At 64.0% G+C, this 19,308-nt stretch carries 16 protein-coding genes; 13 read left to right on the top strand and 3 right to left on the bottom strand.

Features of this window, described 5'->3' with window-relative positions:
• Positions 1-8 precede the first annotated feature (8 nt).
• The 3 genes from HWV67_RS10960 (at position 9) to HWV67_RS10950 (ending at position 4,274) form a co-directional block, all read left to right on the top strand.
• Positions 9-2,711 carry a [protein-PII] uridylyltransferase gene (locus HWV67_RS10960; protein ID WP_175651246.1) on the top strand — a complete coding sequence of 901 codons (2,703 nt, stop codon included), beginning with the start codon at positions 9-11 and terminating at the stop codon, positions 2,709-2,711.
• 23 nt (positions 2,712-2,734) lie between these two features.
• The gene (gene dapC / locus HWV67_RS10955; RefSeq protein ID WP_175651245.1) at positions 2,735-3,931 is read left to right on the top strand and encodes a succinyldiaminopimelate transaminase; all 1,197 of its coding nucleotides are present in this window, start codon (positions 2,735-2,737) and stop codon (positions 3,929-3,931) included.
• A 133-nt stretch (positions 3,932-4,064) separates the two neighbouring features.
• Positions 4,065-4,274, top strand: a complete 210-nt coding sequence (locus HWV67_RS10950; RefSeq protein WP_175651244.1) for an EF-hand domain-containing protein — start codon at positions 4,065-4,067, stop codon at positions 4,272-4,274.
• Positions 4,275-4,375: 101 nt separating this feature from the next.
• On the opposite strand, the gene HWV67_RS10945 is transcribed toward HWV67_RS10950, so the two are convergent.
• Positions 4,376-6,022: a Na+/H+ antiporter gene (locus tag HWV67_RS10945; protein ID WP_175651243.1), complete on the bottom strand. Its 1,647-nt coding sequence runs from the start codon at positions 6,020-6,022 to the stop codon at positions 4,376-4,378.
• 213 nt (positions 6,023-6,235) lie between these two features.
• On the opposite strand from HWV67_RS10945, the gene pncA reads away from it, so the two are divergent.
• From pncA to HWV67_RS10920, 5 genes are all read left to right on the top strand, one after another.
• On the top strand, positions 6,236-6,886 hold the full coding sequence (gene pncA, locus HWV67_RS10940; RefSeq protein ID WP_175651242.1) for a bifunctional nicotinamidase/pyrazinamidase: 651 nt from the start codon (positions 6,236-6,238) through the stop codon (positions 6,884-6,886).
• Positions 6,887-7,015: 129 nt separating this feature from the next.
• Positions 7,016-7,363, top strand: a complete 348-nt coding sequence (locus HWV67_RS10935; RefSeq protein ID WP_095154103.1) for an ArsC family reductase — start codon at positions 7,016-7,018, stop codon at positions 7,361-7,363.
• A gap of 39 nt (positions 7,364-7,402) precedes the next feature.
• Positions 7,403-8,437: a 2,3,4,5-tetrahydropyridine-2,6-dicarboxylate N-succinyltransferase gene (gene dapD / locus HWV67_RS10930; RefSeq protein WP_175651241.1), complete on the top strand. Its 1,035-nt coding sequence runs from the start codon at positions 7,403-7,405 to the stop codon at positions 8,435-8,437.
• Between the two features lie 54 nt (positions 8,438-8,491).
• Positions 8,492-9,697: an aminotransferase class V-fold PLP-dependent enzyme gene (locus HWV67_RS10925; RefSeq protein ID WP_175651240.1), complete on the top strand. Its 1,206-nt coding sequence runs from the start codon at positions 8,492-8,494 to the stop codon at positions 9,695-9,697.
• A complete protein-coding gene (locus HWV67_RS10920; RefSeq protein WP_175651239.1) occupies positions 9,694-10,104 on the top strand; it encodes a SufE family protein in 411 nt (136 codons plus the stop codon). Before HWV67_RS10925 ends, HWV67_RS10920 begins: the two co-directional genes overlap by 4 nt.
• Here HWV67_RS10920 and tcdA read toward each other — a convergent pair.
• Positions 10,083-10,907, bottom strand: a complete 825-nt coding sequence (gene tcdA / locus HWV67_RS10915; protein WP_095154107.1) for a tRNA cyclic N6-threonylcarbamoyladenosine(37) synthase TcdA — start codon at positions 10,905-10,907, stop codon at positions 10,083-10,085. The genes HWV67_RS10920 and tcdA overlap by 22 nt on opposite strands.
• A gap of 301 nt (positions 10,908-11,208) precedes the next feature.
• On the opposite strand from tcdA, the gene HWV67_RS10910 reads away from it, so the two are divergent.
• From HWV67_RS10910 to HWV67_RS10895, 4 genes are all read left to right on the top strand, one after another.
• Positions 11,209-13,794: a glycosyltransferase gene (locus HWV67_RS10910; protein WP_175651238.1), complete on the top strand. Its 2,586-nt coding sequence runs from the start codon at positions 11,209-11,211 to the stop codon at positions 13,792-13,794.
• A gap of 135 nt (positions 13,795-13,929) precedes the next feature.
• Complete coding sequence (gene dapE, locus HWV67_RS10905) at positions 13,930-15,081, top strand: succinyl-diaminopimelate desuccinylase (protein ID WP_095154109.1); 1,152 nt, start codon at positions 13,930-13,932, stop codon at positions 15,079-15,081.
• Positions 15,081-15,893, top strand: coding sequence for a putative RNA methyltransferase (locus tag HWV67_RS10900; protein WP_175651237.1), 813 nt, complete (start codon positions 15,081-15,083; stop codon positions 15,891-15,893). Before dapE ends, HWV67_RS10900 begins: the two co-directional genes overlap by 1 nt.
• 18 nt (positions 15,894-15,911) lie before the next feature.
• Positions 15,912-16,289 carry a hypothetical protein gene (locus HWV67_RS10895; RefSeq protein ID WP_175651236.1) on the top strand — a complete coding sequence of 126 codons (378 nt, stop codon included), beginning with the start codon at positions 15,912-15,914 and terminating at the stop codon, positions 16,287-16,289.
• Positions 16,290-16,365: 76 nt separating this feature from the next.
• Here HWV67_RS10895 and HWV67_RS10890 read toward each other — a convergent pair whose 3' ends face one another.
• Complete coding sequence (locus HWV67_RS10890; protein ID WP_038996759.1) at positions 16,366-16,575, bottom strand: cold-shock protein; 210 nt, start codon at positions 16,573-16,575, stop codon at positions 16,366-16,368.
• Positions 16,576-16,796: 221 nt separating this feature from the next.
• Here HWV67_RS10890 and plsB point away from each other — a divergent pair, with 221 nt between their 5' ends.
• Positions 16,797-19,283 carry a glycerol-3-phosphate 1-O-acyltransferase PlsB gene (plsB, locus tag HWV67_RS10885; protein WP_175651235.1) on the top strand — a complete coding sequence of 829 codons (2,487 nt, stop codon included), beginning with the start codon at positions 16,797-16,799 and terminating at the stop codon, positions 19,281-19,283.
• Positions 19,284-19,308 lie beyond the last annotated feature (25 nt).

The following is a 19,308-nucleotide window of genomic DNA, read 5'->3' as shown; positions in this document are numbered from 1 at the left end:
GCGACTCGATGCCACAGGTGGATCCCGAGCTGTTCGACCGTGGCCAGTTCCAGGCGGAACTGGCCCTCAAGTCAAGCCCGATCGCGGCCTTCAAGAAAGCCATTCGCCGTGCCGGCGAAGTGCTCGATGAACGGTTCCGCGAGGGCCGCGATATCCGCCGGTTGATCGAGGACCGCGCCTGGTTCGTCGACAATATCCTGCAACAGGCCTGGAACCAGTTCGACTGGAGCGAAGATGCCGATATCGCCCTGGTTGCGGTAGGTGGCTACGGTCGCGGCGAGCTGCATCCGCACTCGGACATCGACCTGCTGATCCTGCTGGACAGCGCCGATCATGAGATTTTCCGCGACTCGATCGAGCGTTTTCTGACGCTGCTCTGGGATATCGGCCTGGAAGTCGGCCAGAGCGTGCGCTCCGTCGACGAATGCGCCGAACAAGCCCGTGCCGACCTGACGGTGGTCACCAATCTGATGGAAAGCCGCACCATCAGCGGCCCCGAGCACCTTCGCCTGCGCATGCTGGAGGTCACCAGCCCCGAGCACATGTGGCCGAGCAAGGAGTTCTTCCTGGCCAAGCGTGCCGAGCAGAAAGCCCGTCACCACAAGTACAACGACACCGAATACAACCTCGAGCCCAACGTGAAGGGCTCGCCCGGCGGCCTGCGCGACATCCAGACGGTGCTCTGGGTCGCCCGGCGCCAGTACGGCACCCTGAACCTGCACGCCCTCGCAGGCGAAGGTTTCCTGCTGGAAAGCGAGAACAAGCTGCTGGCCTCGTCCCAGGAGTTCCTCTGGAAAGTGCGCTACGCCCTGCACATGCTCGCCGGGCGCTCCGAAGACCGCCTGCTGTTCGATCACCAGCGCAGCATTGCCGCCCTGCTCGGCTTCAAGGATGAAAACCCGAAGCGCGCCATCGAGCAGTTCATGCAGCAGTATTACCGGGTGGTCATGAGCATTGCCGAGCTCAGCGATCTGATCATCCAGCACTTCGAGGAAGTCATCCTCGCCGACGACTCCAGCAGCACCACCCAGCCGCTGAACGCGCGCTTTCAACTGCACGATGGCTATATCGAAGCCGTGCGCCCGAACGTGTTCAAGCGCACGCCGTTCGCCATGCTGGAAATCTTCGTGCTGATGGCCCAGCACCCGGAAATAAAGGGCGTTCGCGCCGACACCATCCGTCTGCTGCGGGAAAACCGTCACCTGATCGACGACAGTTTCCGCAACGATATCCGCAACACCAGCCTGTTCATCGAGCTGTTCAAGTGCGAGATCGGCATCCACCGCAACCTGCGCCGGATGAACCGCTACGGCATCCTCGGGCGCTACCTGCCGGAGTTCGGCCTGATTGTCGGGCAGATGCAGCACGATCTTTTCCACATCTATACCGTGGATGCCCACACCCTCAACCTGATCAAGCACCTGCGCAAACTCCAGTACACCCCGGTGTCGGAGAAGTTTCCGCTGGCCAGCAAGCTCATGGGCCGGCTGCCCAAGCCGGAGCTGGCGTACCTCGCCGGGCTCTACCACGATATCGGCAAGGGCCGTCAGGGCGATCACTCGGAGCTGGGCGCGGTGGACGCGCAAGCCTTCTGCGAGCGCCATCAACTGCCGGCCTGGGACAGCCGCCTGATCGTCTGGCTGGTGCAGAACCACCTGGTGATGTCCACCACCGCGCAGCGCAAGGACCTTTCCGACCCGCAGGTGATCCACGATTTCGCCCAGATGGTTGGCGACCAGGTTCATCTGGACTACCTCTACGTGCTGACCGTGGCCGATATCAACGCCACCAACCCCAGCCTGTGGAACTCGTGGCGCGCCAGCCTGCTGCGCCAGCTCTACACCGAGACCAAGCGCGCCTTGCGCCGCGGCCTGGAAAACCCGCTGGACCGTGAAGAGCAGATCCGCCAGACGCAAAGCGCCGCCCTCGACATTCTGGTACGCGAAGGCACCGACCAGGACGATGTCGAGCAGCTCTGGTCGCAACTGGGCGACGATTATTTCCTGCGCCATACCGCCGCCGATGTCGCCTGGCACTCCGACGCGATCCTCCAGCAGCCCGCCGATGGCGGCCCGCTGGTGCTGATCAAGGAAACCACCCAGCGCGAATTCGAAGGCGGCACGCAGATCTTCATTTATGCGCCCGACCAGCACGACTTCTTTGCCGTGACCGTGGCAGCCATGGACCAGCTCAACCTGAACATCCATGACGCGCGGATCATCACCTCCAGCAGCCAGTTCACCCTCGACACCTACATCGTGCTCGACAACGACGGCGGCTCGATCGGCGACAACCCGCAGCGCATCAAGCAGATCCGCGACGGCCTGACCGATGCCCTGCGCAACCCGGACGACTACCCGAACATCATCCATCGCCGGGTGCCGCGCCAGCTCAAGCACTTCTCCTTCGCGCCGCAGGTGACCATCCTCAACGATGCCCAGCGCCCGGTGACCATCCTCGAAATCATCGCGCCTGACCGCCCGGGCCTGCTGGCGCGGATCGGCAAGATCTTCCTGGACTTCGACCTGTCGCTGCAGAACGCCAAGATCGCCACCCTCGGCGAGCGCGTGGAAGACGTGTTCTTCATTACCGATGCCGACAACCAACCGCTTTCCGACCCACAACTGTGCAGCCGCCTGCAGGACGCGATCGTCGAACAGTTGCGCGTCGACCAGGCCAGTGGCAATGAACCCTTTCGCCTGACCATTTAATGCTTTGACGAGAACCCGCGCCGATGAACACCGCTTTGAACCAGCTTCAGCCCTACCCGTTCGAGAAACTGCGCGCCCTGCTGGGCAGCGTCACCCCTGCGGCGGACAAGCGCGCCATCGCCCTGTCGATCGGTGAGCCGAAGCACACCTCGCCGGCTTTCGTGGCCAAGGCCCTGGCCGACAACCTCGACCAGATGGCGGTGTACCCGACCACCCTCGGCCTGCCGGCCCTGCGCGAATCCATCGCCCACTGGTGCGAGCGCCGCTTCGGCGTGCCGGCCGGCTGGCTCGACGCTGCCCGCCATGTGCTGCCGGTCAACGGCACCCGTGAAGCGCTGTTTTCCTTCACCCAGGCCGTGGTCAATCGCAGCGATGACGGCCTGATCATCAGCCCGAACCCGTTCTATCAGATCTACGAAGGCGCAGCGCTGCTGGCCGGCGTCAAGCCGCACTACCTGCCCTGCCTGGACCAGAACGGCTTCAACCCGGACTTCGACGCGGTGCCGGCGGACGTCTGGCAGCGCTGCCAGATTCTCTTCCTGTGCTCGCCCGGCAACCCGACCGGCGCCCTGGTGCCGCTGGAAACCCTGAAGAAGCTCATCGCCCTGGCTGACCAGTACGACTTCGTCATCGCCGCCGACGAGTGCTACAGCGAGCTGTACTTCGACGAACAGACCCCGCCGCCGGGCCTGCTCAGCGCCTGCGCCGAACTTGGCCGCAGCGACTTCAAGCGTTGCGTGGTGTTCCACAGCCTGTCCAAGCGCTCCAACCTGCCGGGCCTGCGTTCCGGTTTCGTTGCCGGTGACGCCGACATCCTCAAGGGCTTCCTGCTGTACCGCACCTACCACGGCTGCGCGATGCCGGTGCAGACCCAACTGGCGAGCATCGCCGCCTGGAACGACGAAGCCCACGTGCGCGACAACCGTGACCTGTATCGCGAGAAATTCGACGCCGTGCTGGATATCCTCGGCCCGGTACTGGACGTACAAAAACCGGATGGTGGCTTCTACCTCTGGGCGAAAGTCCCGGGCAACGACGATGCCGCGTTCTGCCGTGACCTGTTCGAGCAACAGCACGTGACCGTGGTGCCGGGCTCGTACCTGTCCCGCGACGTTGACGGCGTGAATCCGGGCGCCGGCCGCGTGCGCATGGCGCTGGTGGCACCGCTGGCGGAATGTGTCGAGGCGGCAAAACGCATCCGCGCGTTCATCGAGAACTGAACAAAGCCCCCTGCAACAGCAGAATCCAGCCCGGCTGCACAACTGATATTTCTGTCAGTTGTGCAGCCGGGCTGCGCCTTGTGAGACTTGAATCGCGGTATCTCCCTTAAAGCAGGATCGCGAGGAAAGCATGATGGCTAATACAAAACCAACGGTGGCACAGGCCCAGGCGGTCTTGGACACCATGGACATCAACAAGGATGGATTTGTGTCGCGGGCGGAGTTCGTCGAGCGCATGCTCGAGCAAGGATTCAAGGAAACCACCCTCAATCAGCTCCTTGATGAAATCGACACCGACGAGGATGGCACCATTTCCGCTGAAGAGTACTTGCGCCGCTTGTAACGTCCGGACAGCCTTGGTCGAGGCGCACGCAACACGGACTCCGCAGTTTGCTGCTTGCGCCCCCGGCCGGCGAGGCCTTGACGGCTCAGCAGGTGCAGTGGCTACTTCACCTGCCCCAGATTAGCCTCGCTCAAATCCAGCTCCCCCAGCACCCTGCGCACCACATCGTCGCCGATCTCGTGATGACGGTGCAGCCGATATAGCTCCAGGCGCTGCGCCCGCAGCGCACGCAAACGCAAGCGGCGCTCCAGTTGATCCATCTGCTCGGCCAACGCGCGGGCCTCAGCACTGTCGTTATAGGCATCGAGTTGCTGGCGATACTCGGCCATCAGGCGAGCTTTCAGTTCAGCAGCCAGTGCCGCCTGCGAGGCGTCCTGCTGCGCGCCCGGCTCAGCGGTTTCTTCTGCTTCCAGCGCATGAATCGCCGCCTCGGCAGTGCGGCGCCAGGCTTCATCGGCTTCCTGTTGCAAGGCGTCGTCCGCGCTTTTCTCGACGCCGCGCAGTAACAGCGGCAAGGTGATGCAGGCCGACACCAGCGACAGCAGGATCACCCCGGCGGCGATGAAAATCAGCAGGTCGCGCTCCGGGAAGTCCTTGCCGGCACTGATCAGCAGCGGCACCGACATCACGCCCGCCAAGGTCACCGCCCCGCGCACGCCACCCACGGTCAGCAGCCAGCAGGAGCGTGCATTCGGGCCCAGCACCAGCTCGCCCTTGCCCCGCCAGCGACGCACCATGCCGATCAGCCGCCAGATGCTCTGCACCCAGACGTAGCGCAGCAGCAGCAACACGCCGAAGATCGCCACCACCTCCAGGCAGCGCCAGGCCAGGGTCGGCCAGAGCGAGGCTTCGTGGCTGGTCACCGCTTTGATGATGTCCGGCAATTGCAGGCCCAGCAGCAGGAAGATCAGGCCATTGAAGGCGAATTCCAGCAGCGACCAGACACTGCGGTTGAGCAGTCGGGTACTGGTCTGGCGCGGCAACAAGTCGAGCCAGCTCTGCATCATGCCCGCCGCCACGGCCGAGAGAATGCCCGAAGCGCCCAGGCGCTCGGCCAGCACATAAGCGGCGAACGGCAGGAGCAACATGAACACCACATGGGTAGCCGGGTCGTCCCAGCCGCGAGCGATCATCCAGGTGCGCAGGCGGCCCACCAGCCAGCTCAAGGCAACGCCGATGGCCAGGCCGCCGAGCGCCACCAGGACGAAGGTCAGGCTGGCCTCGGCCAGGGAAAACACCCCGGTGATGGCAGCCGCCAGGGCGAACTTGAAGGTCACCAGGCCCGACGCGTCGTTCATCAGCGCTTCGCCTTGCAGCATGTGCATCAAAGGCGTCGGCAGGCGGTCCTGGGTGATGGCCGACACCGCCACCGCATCGGTCGGCGACAGTACCGCGGCAAGGGCGAAGGCCACGGGCAGCGGAATGGACGGAATGATCCAGTGGATGAAGTAACCGGCGCCAACCACGGTAAACAGCACCAACCCCACCGCGAGCGTCAGGATCGGCCCGCGCAGGCGCCACAGTTCGCGCTTGGGCATGCGCCAGCCATCGGAGAACAGTAGCGGCGGCAGGAACAGGAAGAGAAACAATTCAGGGTCCAGGGCCACGTGCAAGCCCAGGGTCGGCCAGGCCAGCAAGGCACCGGCGGCGATCTGCACCAGCGGCAACGGCAGCGGGATCATTCGTCCCACGAGCTTGGAGACACTGACCAGCATCAGCAGGATGAGGACGGTATAGGCTGACTGCATACGGCGTGTTTCCTGTTCGATTCGAAAGCATTCCCTGGCACGCTGGACAGCCGAGTGCCATTGGACACATATAGTAACGACCTCGACCACCGAGCGACCGCTGAACATAAGTCGCAGGTCGGCGGAGAATGTGTAACACCATGCTACACAAGCCTTTTATCCCGCTGCATCGGTTTTACCCTCCCATACCGTGATTACAAGGAAGAGCGTCCGATGGCCCCAGACCTGAACAACGATAGCCCCGATCGCGCCCTGCTCGTCATCGACGTGCAGAACGACTTCATTCCCGGCGGTGCCCTGCCGGTGACCGGCGGCGACCAGATCGTGCCGCTGATCAACCGCATCGCCGGCGGTTTTCGCAACGTGGTACAGGCCCAGGACTGGCACCCCGCCGGTCACGCCTCGTTTGCCTCAAGCCATCCCGGCCGCAAGCCGTTCGAGGTCATCGAATTGCCGTACGGGCCGCAGGTGCTGTGGCCCGATCACTGCATCCAGGGCAGCGAGGGCGCGCTGTTTCACCCGTTGCTGAACATCCCCCATACCCAGTTGATCGTGCGCAAGGGCGGCAATCCGGCGGTGGACAGTTACTCGGCATTCACCGAAGCCGACCAGAAGACCACCACGGGCCTCGCCGGCTACTTGCAGGAAAAGGGTATTTCCACCGTCTACGTGGTCGGCCTGGCGCTGGACTTCTGCGTCGCCTGGACGGCGCTGCATGCACGGGGCAAGGGTTTCGTCACTTATGTGGTGCTGGACGCCTGCCGGGCCATCGACAGCGACGGCTCGCTGGAGCGGGCAATGGCGGAAATGCAGGAAGCCGGGGTGATTTTCATCGAGTCCCGGCAGCTACTCGTCGCAACCTGATACACGCATGTCCGATGCCGGCGCCACAGCCGTGGCGCCGTGCCCGTTGTTGCCGCATAATCCAGCCCACCCAAAATTCCGAGGAGTCGCGGGGTTGCCGCGGGCATGCCCGACAACCCTTAATGTTCAATGGCTTACACTCTTTACGGCATCAAAGCCTGTGACACGATGAAAAAGGCACGTAGCTGGCTCGAAGAACAAGCCATCGACTACGCCTTCCACGATTACAAAACCCAGGGCATCGACCGGGACAGCCTCAACCGCTGGTGCGACGAGCACGGCTGGAACGTGATCCTGAACCGCGCCGGCACCACCTTCCGCAAGCTCGATGACGCCCAGAAGGCCGACATCGACCAGGCCAAGGCCGTCGAACTGATGCTCGCCCAACCGTCGATGATCAAGCGCCCGGTACTCGACCTGGGCGACAAGACCCTGGTGGGCTTCAAACCGGACCTGTACGCGGCCGCGCTGAAGTGAGCCGCACGCTTTTCATCAATTTCAGTACGAGGTAACTGCATGTCCACTTCCCTGTTCAGCCTGGCCTTCGGTGTCGGCACCCAGAACCGCCAAGGCGCCTGGCTGGAAGTCTTCTACGCCCAGCCACTGCTCAACCCGGCCGCCGACCTCGTCGCCGCCGTCGCCCCGCTGCTGGGTTATGAAGGCGGCAACCAGGCCATCACCTTCACCACGTCCCAGGCCGCGCAACTGGCCGAAGCAATCAAGGCTGTCGATCCGCTGCAATCCGCCCTGCTGACCCGCCTCGCTGAAAGCAGCAAGCCGCTGGTCGCCACGCTGCTGGCCGAAGACACCGCGCTGAGCTCGACGCCCGAGGCGTACCTCAAGCTGCACCTACTCTCCCACCGCCTGGTCAAGCCTCACGGCCTGAGCCTGGCCGGCATCTTCCCGCTGCTGCCGAACGTCGCCTGGACCAGCCAGGGCGCCATCGACCTGACCGAACTGGCCGAGCAGCAACTTGAAGCACGCCTGAAAGGCGAGCTGCTGGAAGTGTTCTCGGTAGACAAATTCCCGAAGATGACCGACTACGTCGTGCCGACCGGCGTGCGTATCGCCGACAGCGCCCGTGTCCGCCTGGGCGCCTACATCGGCGAAGGCACCACGATCATGCACGAAGGCTTCGTCAACTTTAACGCCGGCACCGAAGGCCCGGGCATGATCGAAGGCCGCGTTTCCGCGGGCGTCTTCGTCGGCAAGGGCTCGGACCTGGGCGGCGGTTGCTCGACCATGGGCACCCTGTCCGGTGGCGGCAACATCATCATCAAAGTGGGCGAAGGCTGCCTGATCGGCGCCAACGCCGGTATCGGCATCCCGCTGGGCGACCGCAACACCGTCGAAGCCGGCCTGTACATCACCGCTGGCACCAAGGTGCAACTGCTCGACGAGCAGAACCAACTGGTCAAAGTGGTCAAGGCCCGCGACCTGGCCGGCCAGACCGACCTGCTGTTCCGCCGCAACTCGGTTTCCGGCGCTGTCGAGTGCAAGACGCACAAGTCGGCCATCGAGCTGAACGAAGCGCTGCACGCCCACAACTAAGTGGTACGATCGGGTCTGGCCTTTCGCCAGACCCGATATTCAGGCCCTACGATCATGTTCCAACCCTCTCCCTGGCGCGCGGACTTTCCCGCCATCGCCGCCCTGCAACGCCAGCACCAGACTTATCTGGACAGCGCGGCAACCACCCAGAAACCCCAAGCCCTGCTCGATGCGCTGAGCCATTACTACGCCCATGGCGCAGCCAATGTGCACCGTGCCCAGCACCTGCCGGGCGCCCTGGCGACCCAGGCCTTCGAGGCCAGCCGGGAAAAGGTTGCGGCCTGGCTCAATGCCAGTGCCAGCGGGCAAATCGTCTTCACCCACGGCGCCACCTCGGCATTGAACCTGCTGGCCTACGCCCTCGAAGGACGTTTCGAGGCCGGTGAGGAAATCGCTGTCAGCGCCCTCGAACACCACGCCAACCTGCTGCCCTGGCAGCAACTGGCCAAACGCCGCGGCCTGAAGCTGGTGATCCTGCCGCTGGACGGCCGCGGCCAGATCGACCTCGACGCGGCCCTGCAACTGATCGGTCCGCGCACCCGCGTGCTGGCGGTCAGCCAGCTGTCCAACGTCCTCGGCACCTGGCAGCCCTTGCAGCCGTTGCTCGACCATGCCCGCGCCCAAGGCGCGTTGACCGTGGTCGACGGTGCACAAGGGGTGGTCCACGGCCGGCACGATGTGGCCCGGCTGGGTTGTGATTTCTACGTCTTCTCCAGCCACAAGCTCTACGGACCGGATGGCCTCGGCGTGCTCTACGGGCGCCATGAGGCTTTGGCCCTGCTGCGCCACTGGCAGTTCGGCGGCGAAATGGTGCAACTGGCCGGATACGAAGAATCGAGTTTCCGCCCGGCCCCGCTGGGCTTCGAAGCCGGTACGCCACCGATCGCCAGCGTGATCGGCCTCGGCGCGACCCTGGACTACCTGGCCAGCCTCGACCAGAACGCCGTGGCCGAGCATGAAGCCGCGCTGCACCGCCATCTGCTGCGCGGTCTGCAGGACCGCGAAGGCGTTCGCCTGCTCGGCGCACCGCAGGCGGCCCTGGCCAGCTTCGTGGTGGACGGCGTGCACAACGCCGACCTGTCGCACCTGCTGACCGAGCAAGGCGTTGCCGTGCGCGCCGGCCATCACTGCGCCATGCCGCTGGTCAATCGCCTCGGGCTCGACGGCGCGATCCGCGTGTCGCTGGCGCTGTACAACGATTCGGACGACCTGCTGCACTTCTTCAACGCGCTGGATCAGGCTCTGGAGCTGCTGCGATGAGCCTCGCACCCGGTGCACAAGAGGCACTCGACAGCTTCAATGCCGCCGCAGGCTGGGAACAGCGCGCCCGCCTGCTGATGCAGTGGGGCGAACGGCTGACGCCGCTGAGTGATGAGGAAAAGTCCGACGCCAATCGCGTCCATGGCTGTGAAAGCCAGGTGTGGCTGGTGGCCCATGAAGCAGACGGCCGCTGGCGTTTCGCCGCGGGCAGCGATGCGCGCTTGATTCGCGGCTTGCTGGCGTTGTTGCTGGTGCGGGTCGAGGGCTTGTCCAGCGCCGAACTGCGCGCGCTGGACCTGCCCAACTGGTTCAATCAGCTCGGCCTCGGCCGACAGCTCTCCCCTTCGCGCAGCAACGGCCTGAACGCCGTGCTGCAACGCATGGCTCAGCTCGCTTCGGGCGGCTGAGCCTTTTTGCGCTCGGCCGGGCGGCGCGCGCCGCCCACCAGTTTCTCCACCGCCTTGCTCGCGGCCACCATGCCGAAGGTGGCCGTGACCATCATCACCGCGCCTAAGCCGCCGGCGCAGTCCAGCTTGACGCTCTCACCGGCAAAACTCTTCTGCAGGCAGATACCGCCCTCCACATCCGGGTAGCGCAACTGCTCGGTGGAAAACACGCAGGGCACGCCGTAGTTGCGGCTGACGTTGCGCGAGAAGTTCCAGTCGCGGCGCAGCGTCGAGCGCACCCGCGACGCCAGCGGGTCGTTGACCGTGCGGTTGAGGTCGGCGACCTGGATCTTCGTCGGATCGAGCTGCCCGCCGGCACCGCCGGTGCTGATAACGGTGATCTTGCGACGTTTGCACCAGGCGATCAGCGCCGCCTTGGCCATCACACTGTCGATGCAGTCGATCACGCAATCGATCTCCTCGGTGATGTACTCGGCCATGGTGTCGCGGGTGACGAAATCCGCCACCGCATGCACCGTGCAATCCGGGTTGATAGCGCGCAGGCGCTCGGCGGTGACCTCGACCTTGGGCTTGCCAACATTGCCGTCCAGCGCGTGCAACTGGCGGTTGGTGTTGCTCACGCAGACGTCATCGAGGTCGAACAGCGAGATTTCGCCCACGCCGCTGCGGGCCATGGCTTCCGCCGCCCAGGAGCCGACGCCGCCAATACCGACCACCGCGACATGCGCGGCGCGCAGGCGTTGCAGGCCCTTCTGGCCGTACAGCCGGGCAACACCGGCGAAGCGTGGATCATCTGTAGTCATGGGCCCAACCCTGAAAAACCGGCGCGCATTATAGGCCCCTCGGGGAACAATGACAGCCCGCCCGGCACATCATCGGACGGTCCGCACATTGGTAATGATGGCACCAATGCTGCTAAGGTCCCGCCAATATGTCCTACGCTACAAAAAGTCTTGGACGACAAACCACGGGATTCAGAACTTCATCCGCTGAAGGAAATCCAACGGCTGCCTGGTCATCGTTGCTGCAGTAAATGACTGAGCGTCGCCCTGGATCCGCGCACCTCGCGCTGGCCCGTTCCACCCTCCGGAACCCGAACTATCTATGTCATCGCGTAAATTTGGTCTCAACCTGGTGATTGTCATGGCGATCGCCGCGCTTTTCACCGGGTTCTGGGCGTTGATCAACCGCCCGGTTTCCGCTCCCGACTGGCCGGAGCAGATCTCCGGTTTCTCCTATTCACCGTTCCGGCTCGGACAAAGCCCACAGAAAGGTCAGTACCCGACCGAAGCCGAGCTGCGCGAAGACCTCGAGCAACTCAGCAAACTGACCGACAGCATCCGTATCTACACCGTCGAAGGCACCCAGGCGGAAATCCCGCGTCTGGCCGAGGAATTCGGCCTGCGGGTGACCTTGGGCGTTTGGATCAGCCCGGATCAGGAGCGCAACGAGCGGGAAATCCAGAAAGCCATCGAACTGGCCAATACCTCGCGCAGCGTTGTGCGGGTGATGGTGGGCAACGAGGCGTTGTTCCGCGAAGAGATCACCCCCGAGGCGCTGATCCAGTACCTCGACCGGGTCCGCGCAGCCGTCAAAGTGCCGGTTACCACCAGTGAGCAGTGGCACATCTGGAAAGAACACCCGGAACTGGCCAAGCACGTCGATCTGGTGGCCGCGCACATCCTGCCGTACTGGGAATTTATCCCGATGAAGGACGCCGGCCAGTTCGTGCTCGACCGCGCTCGCGACCTCAAGCACCTGTTCCCGCGCAAACCGCTGCTGCTGTCGGAAGTCGGCTGGCCGAGCAACGGCCGCATGCGCGGTGGCGCCGACGCCACCCAGGCGGACCAGGCCATCTACCTGCGCACCCTGGTCAACAAGCTCAACCGCCAGGGCTACAACTACTTCGTGATCGAAGCCTATGACCAGCCCTGGAAAGCCAGCGACGAAGGCTCGGTCGGCGCCTACTGGGGCGTGTTCAACGCCGCCCGCCAACAGAAATTCAACTTCACCGGCCCGGTTGTGGCGATCCCGCAATGGCGGGTGCTGGCGGTCGGCTCGGTGGTGCTGGCCTTGCTGTCGCTGACCCTGCTGCTGATCGACGGTTCGGCCCTGCGCCAGCGCGGGCGCACCTTCCTGACCTTCACCGCGTTCCTCTGCGGTTCGGTGCTGGTATGGATCGGCTATGACTACAGCCAGCAATACAGCACCTGGTTCAGCCTGACCGTTGGCATCCTGCTCGCCCTCGGTGCGCTCGGGGTGTTCATCGTGCTGCTGACCGAGGCTCACGAACTGGCCGAAACCGTCTGGAACAAGCGGCGCCGGGAATTCCTGCCGGTGCACTCGGACGAAGCCTACCGACCCAAAGTCTCTGTGCACGTGCCGTGCTACAACGAGCCGCCGGAGATGGTCAAACAGACCCTCGATGCCCTGGCCGCGCTGGATTATCCGGACTACGAAGTCCTGATCATCGACAACAACACCAAGGACCCAGCGGTCTGGGAACCGATCAAGGCTCACTGCGAACTGCTCGGCGAGCGCTTCAAGTTCTTCCACGTTTCGCCCCTGGCCGGTTTCAAGGGCGGCGCGCTGAACTACCTGATCCCGCATACCGCCAAGGATGCCGAAGTGATCGCGGTGATCGACTCGGACTACTGTGTCGACCGCAACTGGCTCAAGCACATGGTGCCGCACTTCGCCGACCCGAAAATCGCCGTGGTGCAGTCGCCGCAGGACTACCGCGACCAGAACGAAAGTACCTTCAAGAAGCTCTGCTACTCCGAATACAAAGGCTTCTTCCATATCGGCATGGTCACCCGTAACGACCGCGACGCGATCATCCAGCACGGCACCATGACCATGACCCGGCGCTCGGTCCTGGAAGAACTGGGCTGGGCCGACTGGTGCATCTGCGAAGACGCCGAGCTGGGCCTGCGGGTGTTCGAAAAAGGCTATTCCGCCGCCTATTCCCACAACAGCTACGGCAAAGGGCTGATGCCGGACACCTTCATCGACTTCAAGAAGCAGCGATTCCGCTGGGCCTATGGCGCGATCCAGATCATCAAGCGCCACACCGCCAGCCTGCTGCGCGGCAAGGACACCGAACTGACCCGTGGCCAGCGCTACCACTTCCTCGCGGGCTGGCTGCCGTGGGTCGCCGATGGCATGAACATCTTCTTCACTGTCGGTGCACTGCTCTGGTCGGCGGCGATGATCATCGTGCCGCAGCGGGTCGATCCGCCGCTGCTGATCTTCGCGATCCCGCCGCTGGCGCTGTTCTTCTTCAAGGTGGGCAAGATCGTGTTCCTGTATCGCCGCGCGGTCGGGGTCAACATGAAAGACGCCTTCGCCGCCGCGTTGGCGGGGCTGGCGCTGTCTCACACCATCGCCAAAGCGGTGCTGTACGGCTTCTTCACCACCAGCATTCCGTTCTTCCGCACACCGAAAAACGCCGACAGCCACGGCGTGCTGGTGGCGCTGTCGGAAGCGCGGGAAGAACTGTTCATCATGCTGCTGTTGTGGGGCGCGGCAGCCGGGATCTATCTGGTCCAGGGCCTGCCGAGCAATGACATGCGCTTCTGGGTGGCCATGCTGCTGGTGCAGTCGCTGCCGTATGTGGCGGCGCTGATCATGGCGCTGCTGTCGTCGCTGCCTAAACCGGTCGAAGCGGTAGAGCCGGCACAGGCATAACAAAAGCGGTGGGAGCGAGCCTGCTCGCGCCCACAATGACGACGTCCTGCCTCATCAAAAGGGCCCTTTTGGGCTCTTTTGCTATAAGATAACGCCCCAAAATCGTACCCCCCTGCCTTGCTCCCGGAGTCCCCCATGACGGCCCGCGCCGAACTCTCGCCCACCCTCGAACTGGCCTGCGACCTGATTCGCCGTCCCTCGGTGACCCCGCTCGACTTCGACTGCCAGAAACAGATGATGCAGCGCCTGGGCGACGCGGGTTTCATGCTGGAACCGATGCCCTTCGAGGACGTGGACAATTTCTGGGCCACCCACGGCACCCAGGACGGTCCCGTGCTGTGCTTCGCCGGTCACACCGACGTAGTGCCCACAGGCCCGGTGCAGGCCTGGCAGAACGACCCGTTCGACGCGCTGATCGACGCCGACGGCATGCTCTGCGGCCGCGGCGCCGCTGACATGAAAGGCAGCCTGGCGTCCATGATCGTCGCCACCGAGCGCTTCGTCGCCGACTACCCTAACCACCGCGGCAAAATCGCCTACCTGATCACCAGTGACGAAGAAGGCCCGGCCCACCACGGCACCAAGGCGGTGGTAGAGCGTCTGCGCGAGCGCGGCGAGCGTCTGGACTGGTGCATCGTCGGCGAACCGTCGAGCACCACGCTGGTGGGTGATGTGGTCAAGAACGGTCGCCGTGGCTCCCTCGGTGCCAAGCTCACCGTTCGCGGCAAGCAAGGCCACGTGGCCTATCCGCACCTGGCGAAGAACCCGATCCACCTGGCCGCTCCGGCCCTGGCCGAACTGGCCGCGGAGCACTGGGACGAAGGCAACGCATTCTTCCCGCCGACCAGCTTCCAGATTTCCAACCTGAACTCCGGCACCGGCGCCACCAACGTGGTTCCGGGCGACCTGACCGCGCTGTTCAACTTCCGCTTCTCCACCGAGTCCACCGTCGAAGGCCTGCAACAGCGCGTCGCGGCGATCCTCGACAAGCACCAACTGGAGTGGGACATCGACTGGGCGCTGTCCGGCCTGCCGTTCCTGACCGAGCCGGGTGACCTGCTCGACGCCGTGTCGGCCAGCATCAAGGCGGTCACTGGCCGCGAGACCCACGCCTCTACAAGCGGCGGCACCTCCGATGGCCGCTTCATCGCCACCCTCGGCACCCAGGTGGTTGAGCTGGGCCCGGTCAACGCCACCATTCACCAGGTCAACGAGCGCGTTCTCGCCAGCGACCTCGATGTGCTGACCGAAATCTACTACCAGACCCTGATCCGGTTGCTCGCCTGATGCTCACCTGCCCCCTCTGCACCGCGCCCCTGAGCGCCCTCGACAACGGTGTCGGCTGCCCGGCCGGCCACCGTTTCGACCGGGCCCGCCAGGGCTACCTGAACCTGTTGCCGGTGCAGCACAAGAACAGCCGTGATCCCGGCGACAACCAGGCCATGGTCGAGGCCCGCCGCGACTTCCTCAACGCCGGCCACTACGCGCCAGTCGCCCGACGCCTGGCCGAACTGGCTGCCGAACGTGCACCCGGGCGCTGGCTGGACATTGGCTGTGGCGAGGGTTACTACACCGCGCAGATCGCCGACGCCTTGCCCGAGGCCGACGGTTACGCCCTGGACATCTCCCGCGAGGCGGTCAAGCGCGCCTGCAAACGCAGCCCGGCGCTGACCTGGCTGGTGGCGAGCATGGCCCGCGTGCCGCTGGCCGACGCCAGTTGCCAGTTCATCGCCAGCGTCTTCAGCCCGCTGGACTGGCAGGGGGCCCGCCGCCCGCTCAGCCCTGGCGGCGGCCTGATGCGGGTCGGACCGACCAGCGGCCACCTGATGGAACTGCGCCAGAAGCTCTACGATGAAGTGCGCGACTACGCCGACGACAAGCACCTGGCCCTGGTGCCGGCGGACATGGCCCACGCCCACAGTGAAACCCTGGAGTTTCGCCTGAGCCTGACCCACCCCGCCGACCGCGCCAACCTGCTGGCCATGACCCCGCACGGCTGGCGCGCCAGCGCCGAACGCCGCACCGCGGTCATCGAGCAGGCCGAGCCGCTGGAAGTCACCGTTTCAATGCGCTACGACTATTTTGTGCTGCAAGACTGAGCCCTCCCGGAGATCCCCATGCGCCAACCCGATATCGAGATTTACCTGAAGGACGCCGACGTCGATCACAAACAGATCGCCGCCTGGCTGGAGGCCGCGCTGGGTCCGTGCAGCGAATGGAAGCAGAAAGGTCAGACCTTCAAGTGCACCGCCGGTGACATTCCTGTTACCTGGCTGCCCAAGGCCGTAGGAAAATGGAACAGTCTTTACCTGGAAAGTGACAAGACCCCGTGGGAAGACGACATCGCCTGCGCCCGCGCCGCTTTTGCTGCGCTGAACGTCGAAGTACGTTGCGCACCGGGCACCTGGGTCGAGGAAGAAGGTGAAGACGACGCCGATCGCTGGATCCGGATCAGTACCGATGGTGAAGAAGAGATTACCTGGAGAACCCACTGAGGGATTCAGTCGCAAGCTACAAGCTGCAAGAGGCACGGTCCACTTGCAGCTTATGGCTTGACGCCATTGCCGGCCTTCAGAGGCCTACGACGTCTTCTGCCTGAAGCCCTTTCTGGCCTTGGGTCAGGTTGTACTCAACCTGTTGCCCTTCGAGCAGGGTACGGTGACCCTCGCCACGAATCGCGCGGTAGTGAACGAAGACGTCCGCCCCGCCCTCACGCTGAATGAAGCCATAGCCTTTGGCGTCGTTGAACCATTTCACACTTCCAGTCTCACGAGACGACATCTGTAACACTCCGGATTTTTATTTTGGACTCGCCTTGTCGGCCAGGCTTTTTAAGGCCTGGACTACGCCGCTTGCTGATTAATCTTGCAAGTGGCGGACCGAGTATAAGACAGACATGAAATATTTTTTATGACCTGACCGCTTTTTGCTGAACTTGCGCGGATACGGCACACTTGCCCGTCAAGCTGCACTTGCGTCCCATTTTTCAGAGCAGACACTGTATGACCCGTTCTCCCCTGCGCCGCCTGATTTTCGGTGCCCTGCGCCGACTGTTGTACCTATGGGTTCGCTCCGAGACCATCAATCAGTCCTCCTTCACGCTCAACCTGGACGGCAGCCGTCCGGTGTTCTACGCCCTGCAATCCCCCTCGCTGACCGACCTCGCCGTCATCGACCGTGAATGCACCAAAGCAGGGCTGCCACGCCCGGTCCTGCCCGTCGCCGTCGGCGACCTGATGGAGCCGGCCGCCTTCTTCTACCTGACCCCGGAACCGGACTGGCTCGGCCGCCAATACAAGCGTGGCGCGCCGCCGACCCTCGACCGTCTGGTCAGCGCGGTGAACCAGCGGCCGGAGCAGGATGCGCAGATCATTCCGGTCAGTGTGTTCTGGGGGCAGTCGCCGGCCAGCGAATCGAGCCCGTGGAAACTGCTGTTCGCCGATAGCTGGGCGGTCACCGGGCGCCTGCGCCGGTTACTGACCATACTGATCCTCGGCCGCAAGACCCGCGTGCAGTTTTCTGCGCCGATCCACCTGCGCGAGCTGGTCGATCACAACAAGGGCCACGAACGCACCGTGCGCATGGCCCAGCGCCTGCTGCGGGTGCACTTCCGCAACCTGAAGAGTGCGGTCATCGGCCCCGACATCTCGCACCGACGCAATCTGGTCAAGGGCCTGATCCACGATCCGCTGGTACGCCAGGCCATCGCCGATGAAGCCGAGCGCGAGACAATCCCGGTGGCCAAGGCCGAAGCCATCGCCCTGCGCTACGGCAACGAAATCGCCTCGGACTACACCTACACCGCCATCCGCTTCCTCGAAGTGGTGCTGAGCTGGTTCTGGAACAAGATCTACGACGGCATCAAGGTCAACCATATCGAGCAGGTCCAGGGCATCGCCCCAGGTCACGAAGTGATCTATGTGCCGTGCCACCGCAGCCATATCGACTACCTGCTGCTGTCCTACCTGCTGTTCCGCAATGGCCTGACCCCGCCGCACATCGCCGCCGGGATCAACCTCAACATGCCGGTGATCGGCGGCCTGCTGCGGCGCGGCGGCGCCTTCTTCATGCGCCGTACCTTCAAGGGCAACCCGCTGTACACCGCGGTGTTCAACGAATACCTGCACACCCTGTTCACCAAAGGTTTCCCGGTGGAGTACTTCGTCGAAGGCGGACGTTCGCGCACCGGGCGCATGCTGCAACCGAAGACCGGCATGCTGGCGATCACCCTGCGCAGCTTCCTGCGCTCCTCGCGCACGCCGATCGTCTTCGTGCCGGTGTACATCGGCTACGAACGGGTGCTGGAAGGCCGCACTTACCTGGGCGAACTGCGCGGGGCGAGCAAGAAGAAGGAATCGATTTTCGACATCTTCAAGGTGCTCGGTGCGCTGAAGCAGCGTTTCGGCCAGGTGTCGGTGAACTTCGGCGAGCCGATCCGCCTCGGCAACTTCCTCGACCAGCAGCAACCCGGCTGGCGTGAACAGCAACATGGGCCGCAGTTCCGTCCGGCATGGCTGAACGAAACCACCTCGCGCCTGGGTGAGAAAGTCGCCCAGCACCTGAACGAAGCGGCGGCGGTCAACCCGGTCAACCTGGTGGCGGTGGCGCTGCTGTCCACCAGCCGCCTGGCCCTGGACGAACGCGCCCTGACCCGTATTCTCGACCTGTACCTCGCGCTGCTGCGCCAGGTGCCCTACTCGCCGCACACCACCCTGCCCGAAGGCGACGGCCTGGCGCTGATCAGCCACGTGCGGGGCATGGACCTGCTGGCAGAACAGCGTGATGCCCTGGGCCGGATCCTGTATCTGGACGAGCAGAACGCGGTGCTGATGACCTATTACCGCAACAACGTCCTGCACATCTTCGCCCTGCCGGCGCTGCTGGCGAGCTTCTTCCAGAGCAGCTCGCGGATGAGCCGCGAACTGATCCTGCAATACGCCCGCGCGCTGTACCCGTACCTGCAATCGGAGCTGTTCCTGCGCTGGGAGCTGGAGGAGCTGGACGGGGTGATCGACCAGTGGCTGCAAGCCTTCGTCGAGCAAGGCCTGCTGCGCTTTGAGAACGGCGTCTACCTGCGTCCGGCGCCGAGTTCGCGGCAGTTCGTGCTGCTGACTCTGCTGGCGCGGGCGATTACCCAGACGCTGCAACGCTTCTACATGGCCACCTCGTTGCTGCTCAACAGCGGCCAGCACAGCCTCAGCGCCGAAGAGCTGGAAGACCTTTGCGTGGTCATGGCCCAGCGCCTGTCGATCCTGCACGGGCTCAATGCCCCGGAATTCTTCGACAAGAGCCTGTTCCGCCACTTCATCCAGACCCTGGTGGAGCAAGGCGTACTGGTGCCGGACGACGCCGGCAAGCTGGGCTTCCACGACAAGCTCGGCGAGCTGGCCGAAGGCGCGGCCAAGCGCGTGCTGTCGGCGGAGGTGCGCCTGTCGATCCGCCAGGTCGCCTTGCACCGCGAAGAGCACGCGGGCCCCGAGCAGCCTTGATCCGCCTGTAGTCGACGAATAATCC

The sequence above is a fragment of the Pseudomonas sp. Marseille-P9899 genome (assembly GCF_903166565.1).
Classification (GTDB): domain Bacteria; phylum Pseudomonadota; class Gammaproteobacteria; order Pseudomonadales; family Pseudomonadaceae; genus Aquipseudomonas; species Aquipseudomonas huaxiensis.
This window is presented reverse-complemented; position numbering and strand designations above follow the sequence as displayed.

Coding starts and splice junctions, on each gene's coding strand:
- HWV67_RS10890 (WP_038996759.1), bottom strand. CDS start 16,575: ATGTCGTCTCGTGAGACTGGAAGTGTGAAATGGTTCAACGACGCCAAA.
- HWV67_RS10925 (WP_175651240.1), top strand. CDS start 8,492: ATGTTCCAACCCTCTCCCTGGCGCGCGGACTTTCCCGCCATCGCCGCC.
- tcdA (WP_095154107.1), bottom strand. CDS start 10,907: ATGACTACAGATGATCCACGCTTCGCCGGTGTTGCCCGGCTGTACGGC.
- dapC (WP_175651245.1), top strand. CDS start 2,735: ATGAACACCGCTTTGAACCAGCTTCAGCCCTACCCGTTCGAGAAACTG.
- dapD (WP_175651241.1), top strand. CDS start 7,403: ATGTCCACTTCCCTGTTCAGCCTGGCCTTCGGTGTCGGCACCCAGAAC.
- dapE (WP_095154109.1), top strand. CDS start 13,930: ATGACGGCCCGCGCCGAACTCTCGCCCACCCTCGAACTGGCCTGCGAC.
- HWV67_RS10910 (WP_175651238.1), top strand. CDS start 11,209: ATGTCATCGCGTAAATTTGGTCTCAACCTGGTGATTGTCATGGCGATC.
- HWV67_RS10950 (WP_175651244.1), top strand. CDS start 4,065: ATGGCTAATACAAAACCAACGGTGGCACAGGCCCAGGCGGTCTTGGAC.
- plsB (WP_175651235.1), top strand. CDS start 16,797: ATGACCCGTTCTCCCCTGCGCCGCCTGATTTTCGGTGCCCTGCGCCGA.
- HWV67_RS10960 (WP_175651246.1), top strand. CDS start 9: ATGCCACAGGTGGATCCCGAGCTGTTCGACCGTGGCCAGTTCCAGGCG.
- pncA (WP_175651242.1), top strand. CDS start 6,236: ATGGCCCCAGACCTGAACAACGATAGCCCCGATCGCGCCCTGCTCGTC.
- HWV67_RS10895 (WP_175651236.1), top strand. CDS start 15,912: ATGCGCCAACCCGATATCGAGATTTACCTGAAGGACGCCGACGTCGAT.
- HWV67_RS10920 (WP_175651239.1), top strand. CDS start 9,694: ATGAGCCTCGCACCCGGTGCACAAGAGGCACTCGACAGCTTCAATGCC.
- HWV67_RS10945 (WP_175651243.1), bottom strand. CDS start 6,022: ATGCAGTCAGCCTATACCGTCCTCATCCTGCTGATGCTGGTCAGTGTC.
- HWV67_RS10900 (WP_175651237.1), top strand. CDS start 15,081: ATGCTCACCTGCCCCCTCTGCACCGCGCCCCTGAGCGCCCTCGACAAC.
- HWV67_RS10935 (WP_095154103.1), top strand. CDS start 7,016: ATGGCTTACACTCTTTACGGCATCAAAGCCTGTGACACGATGAAAAAG.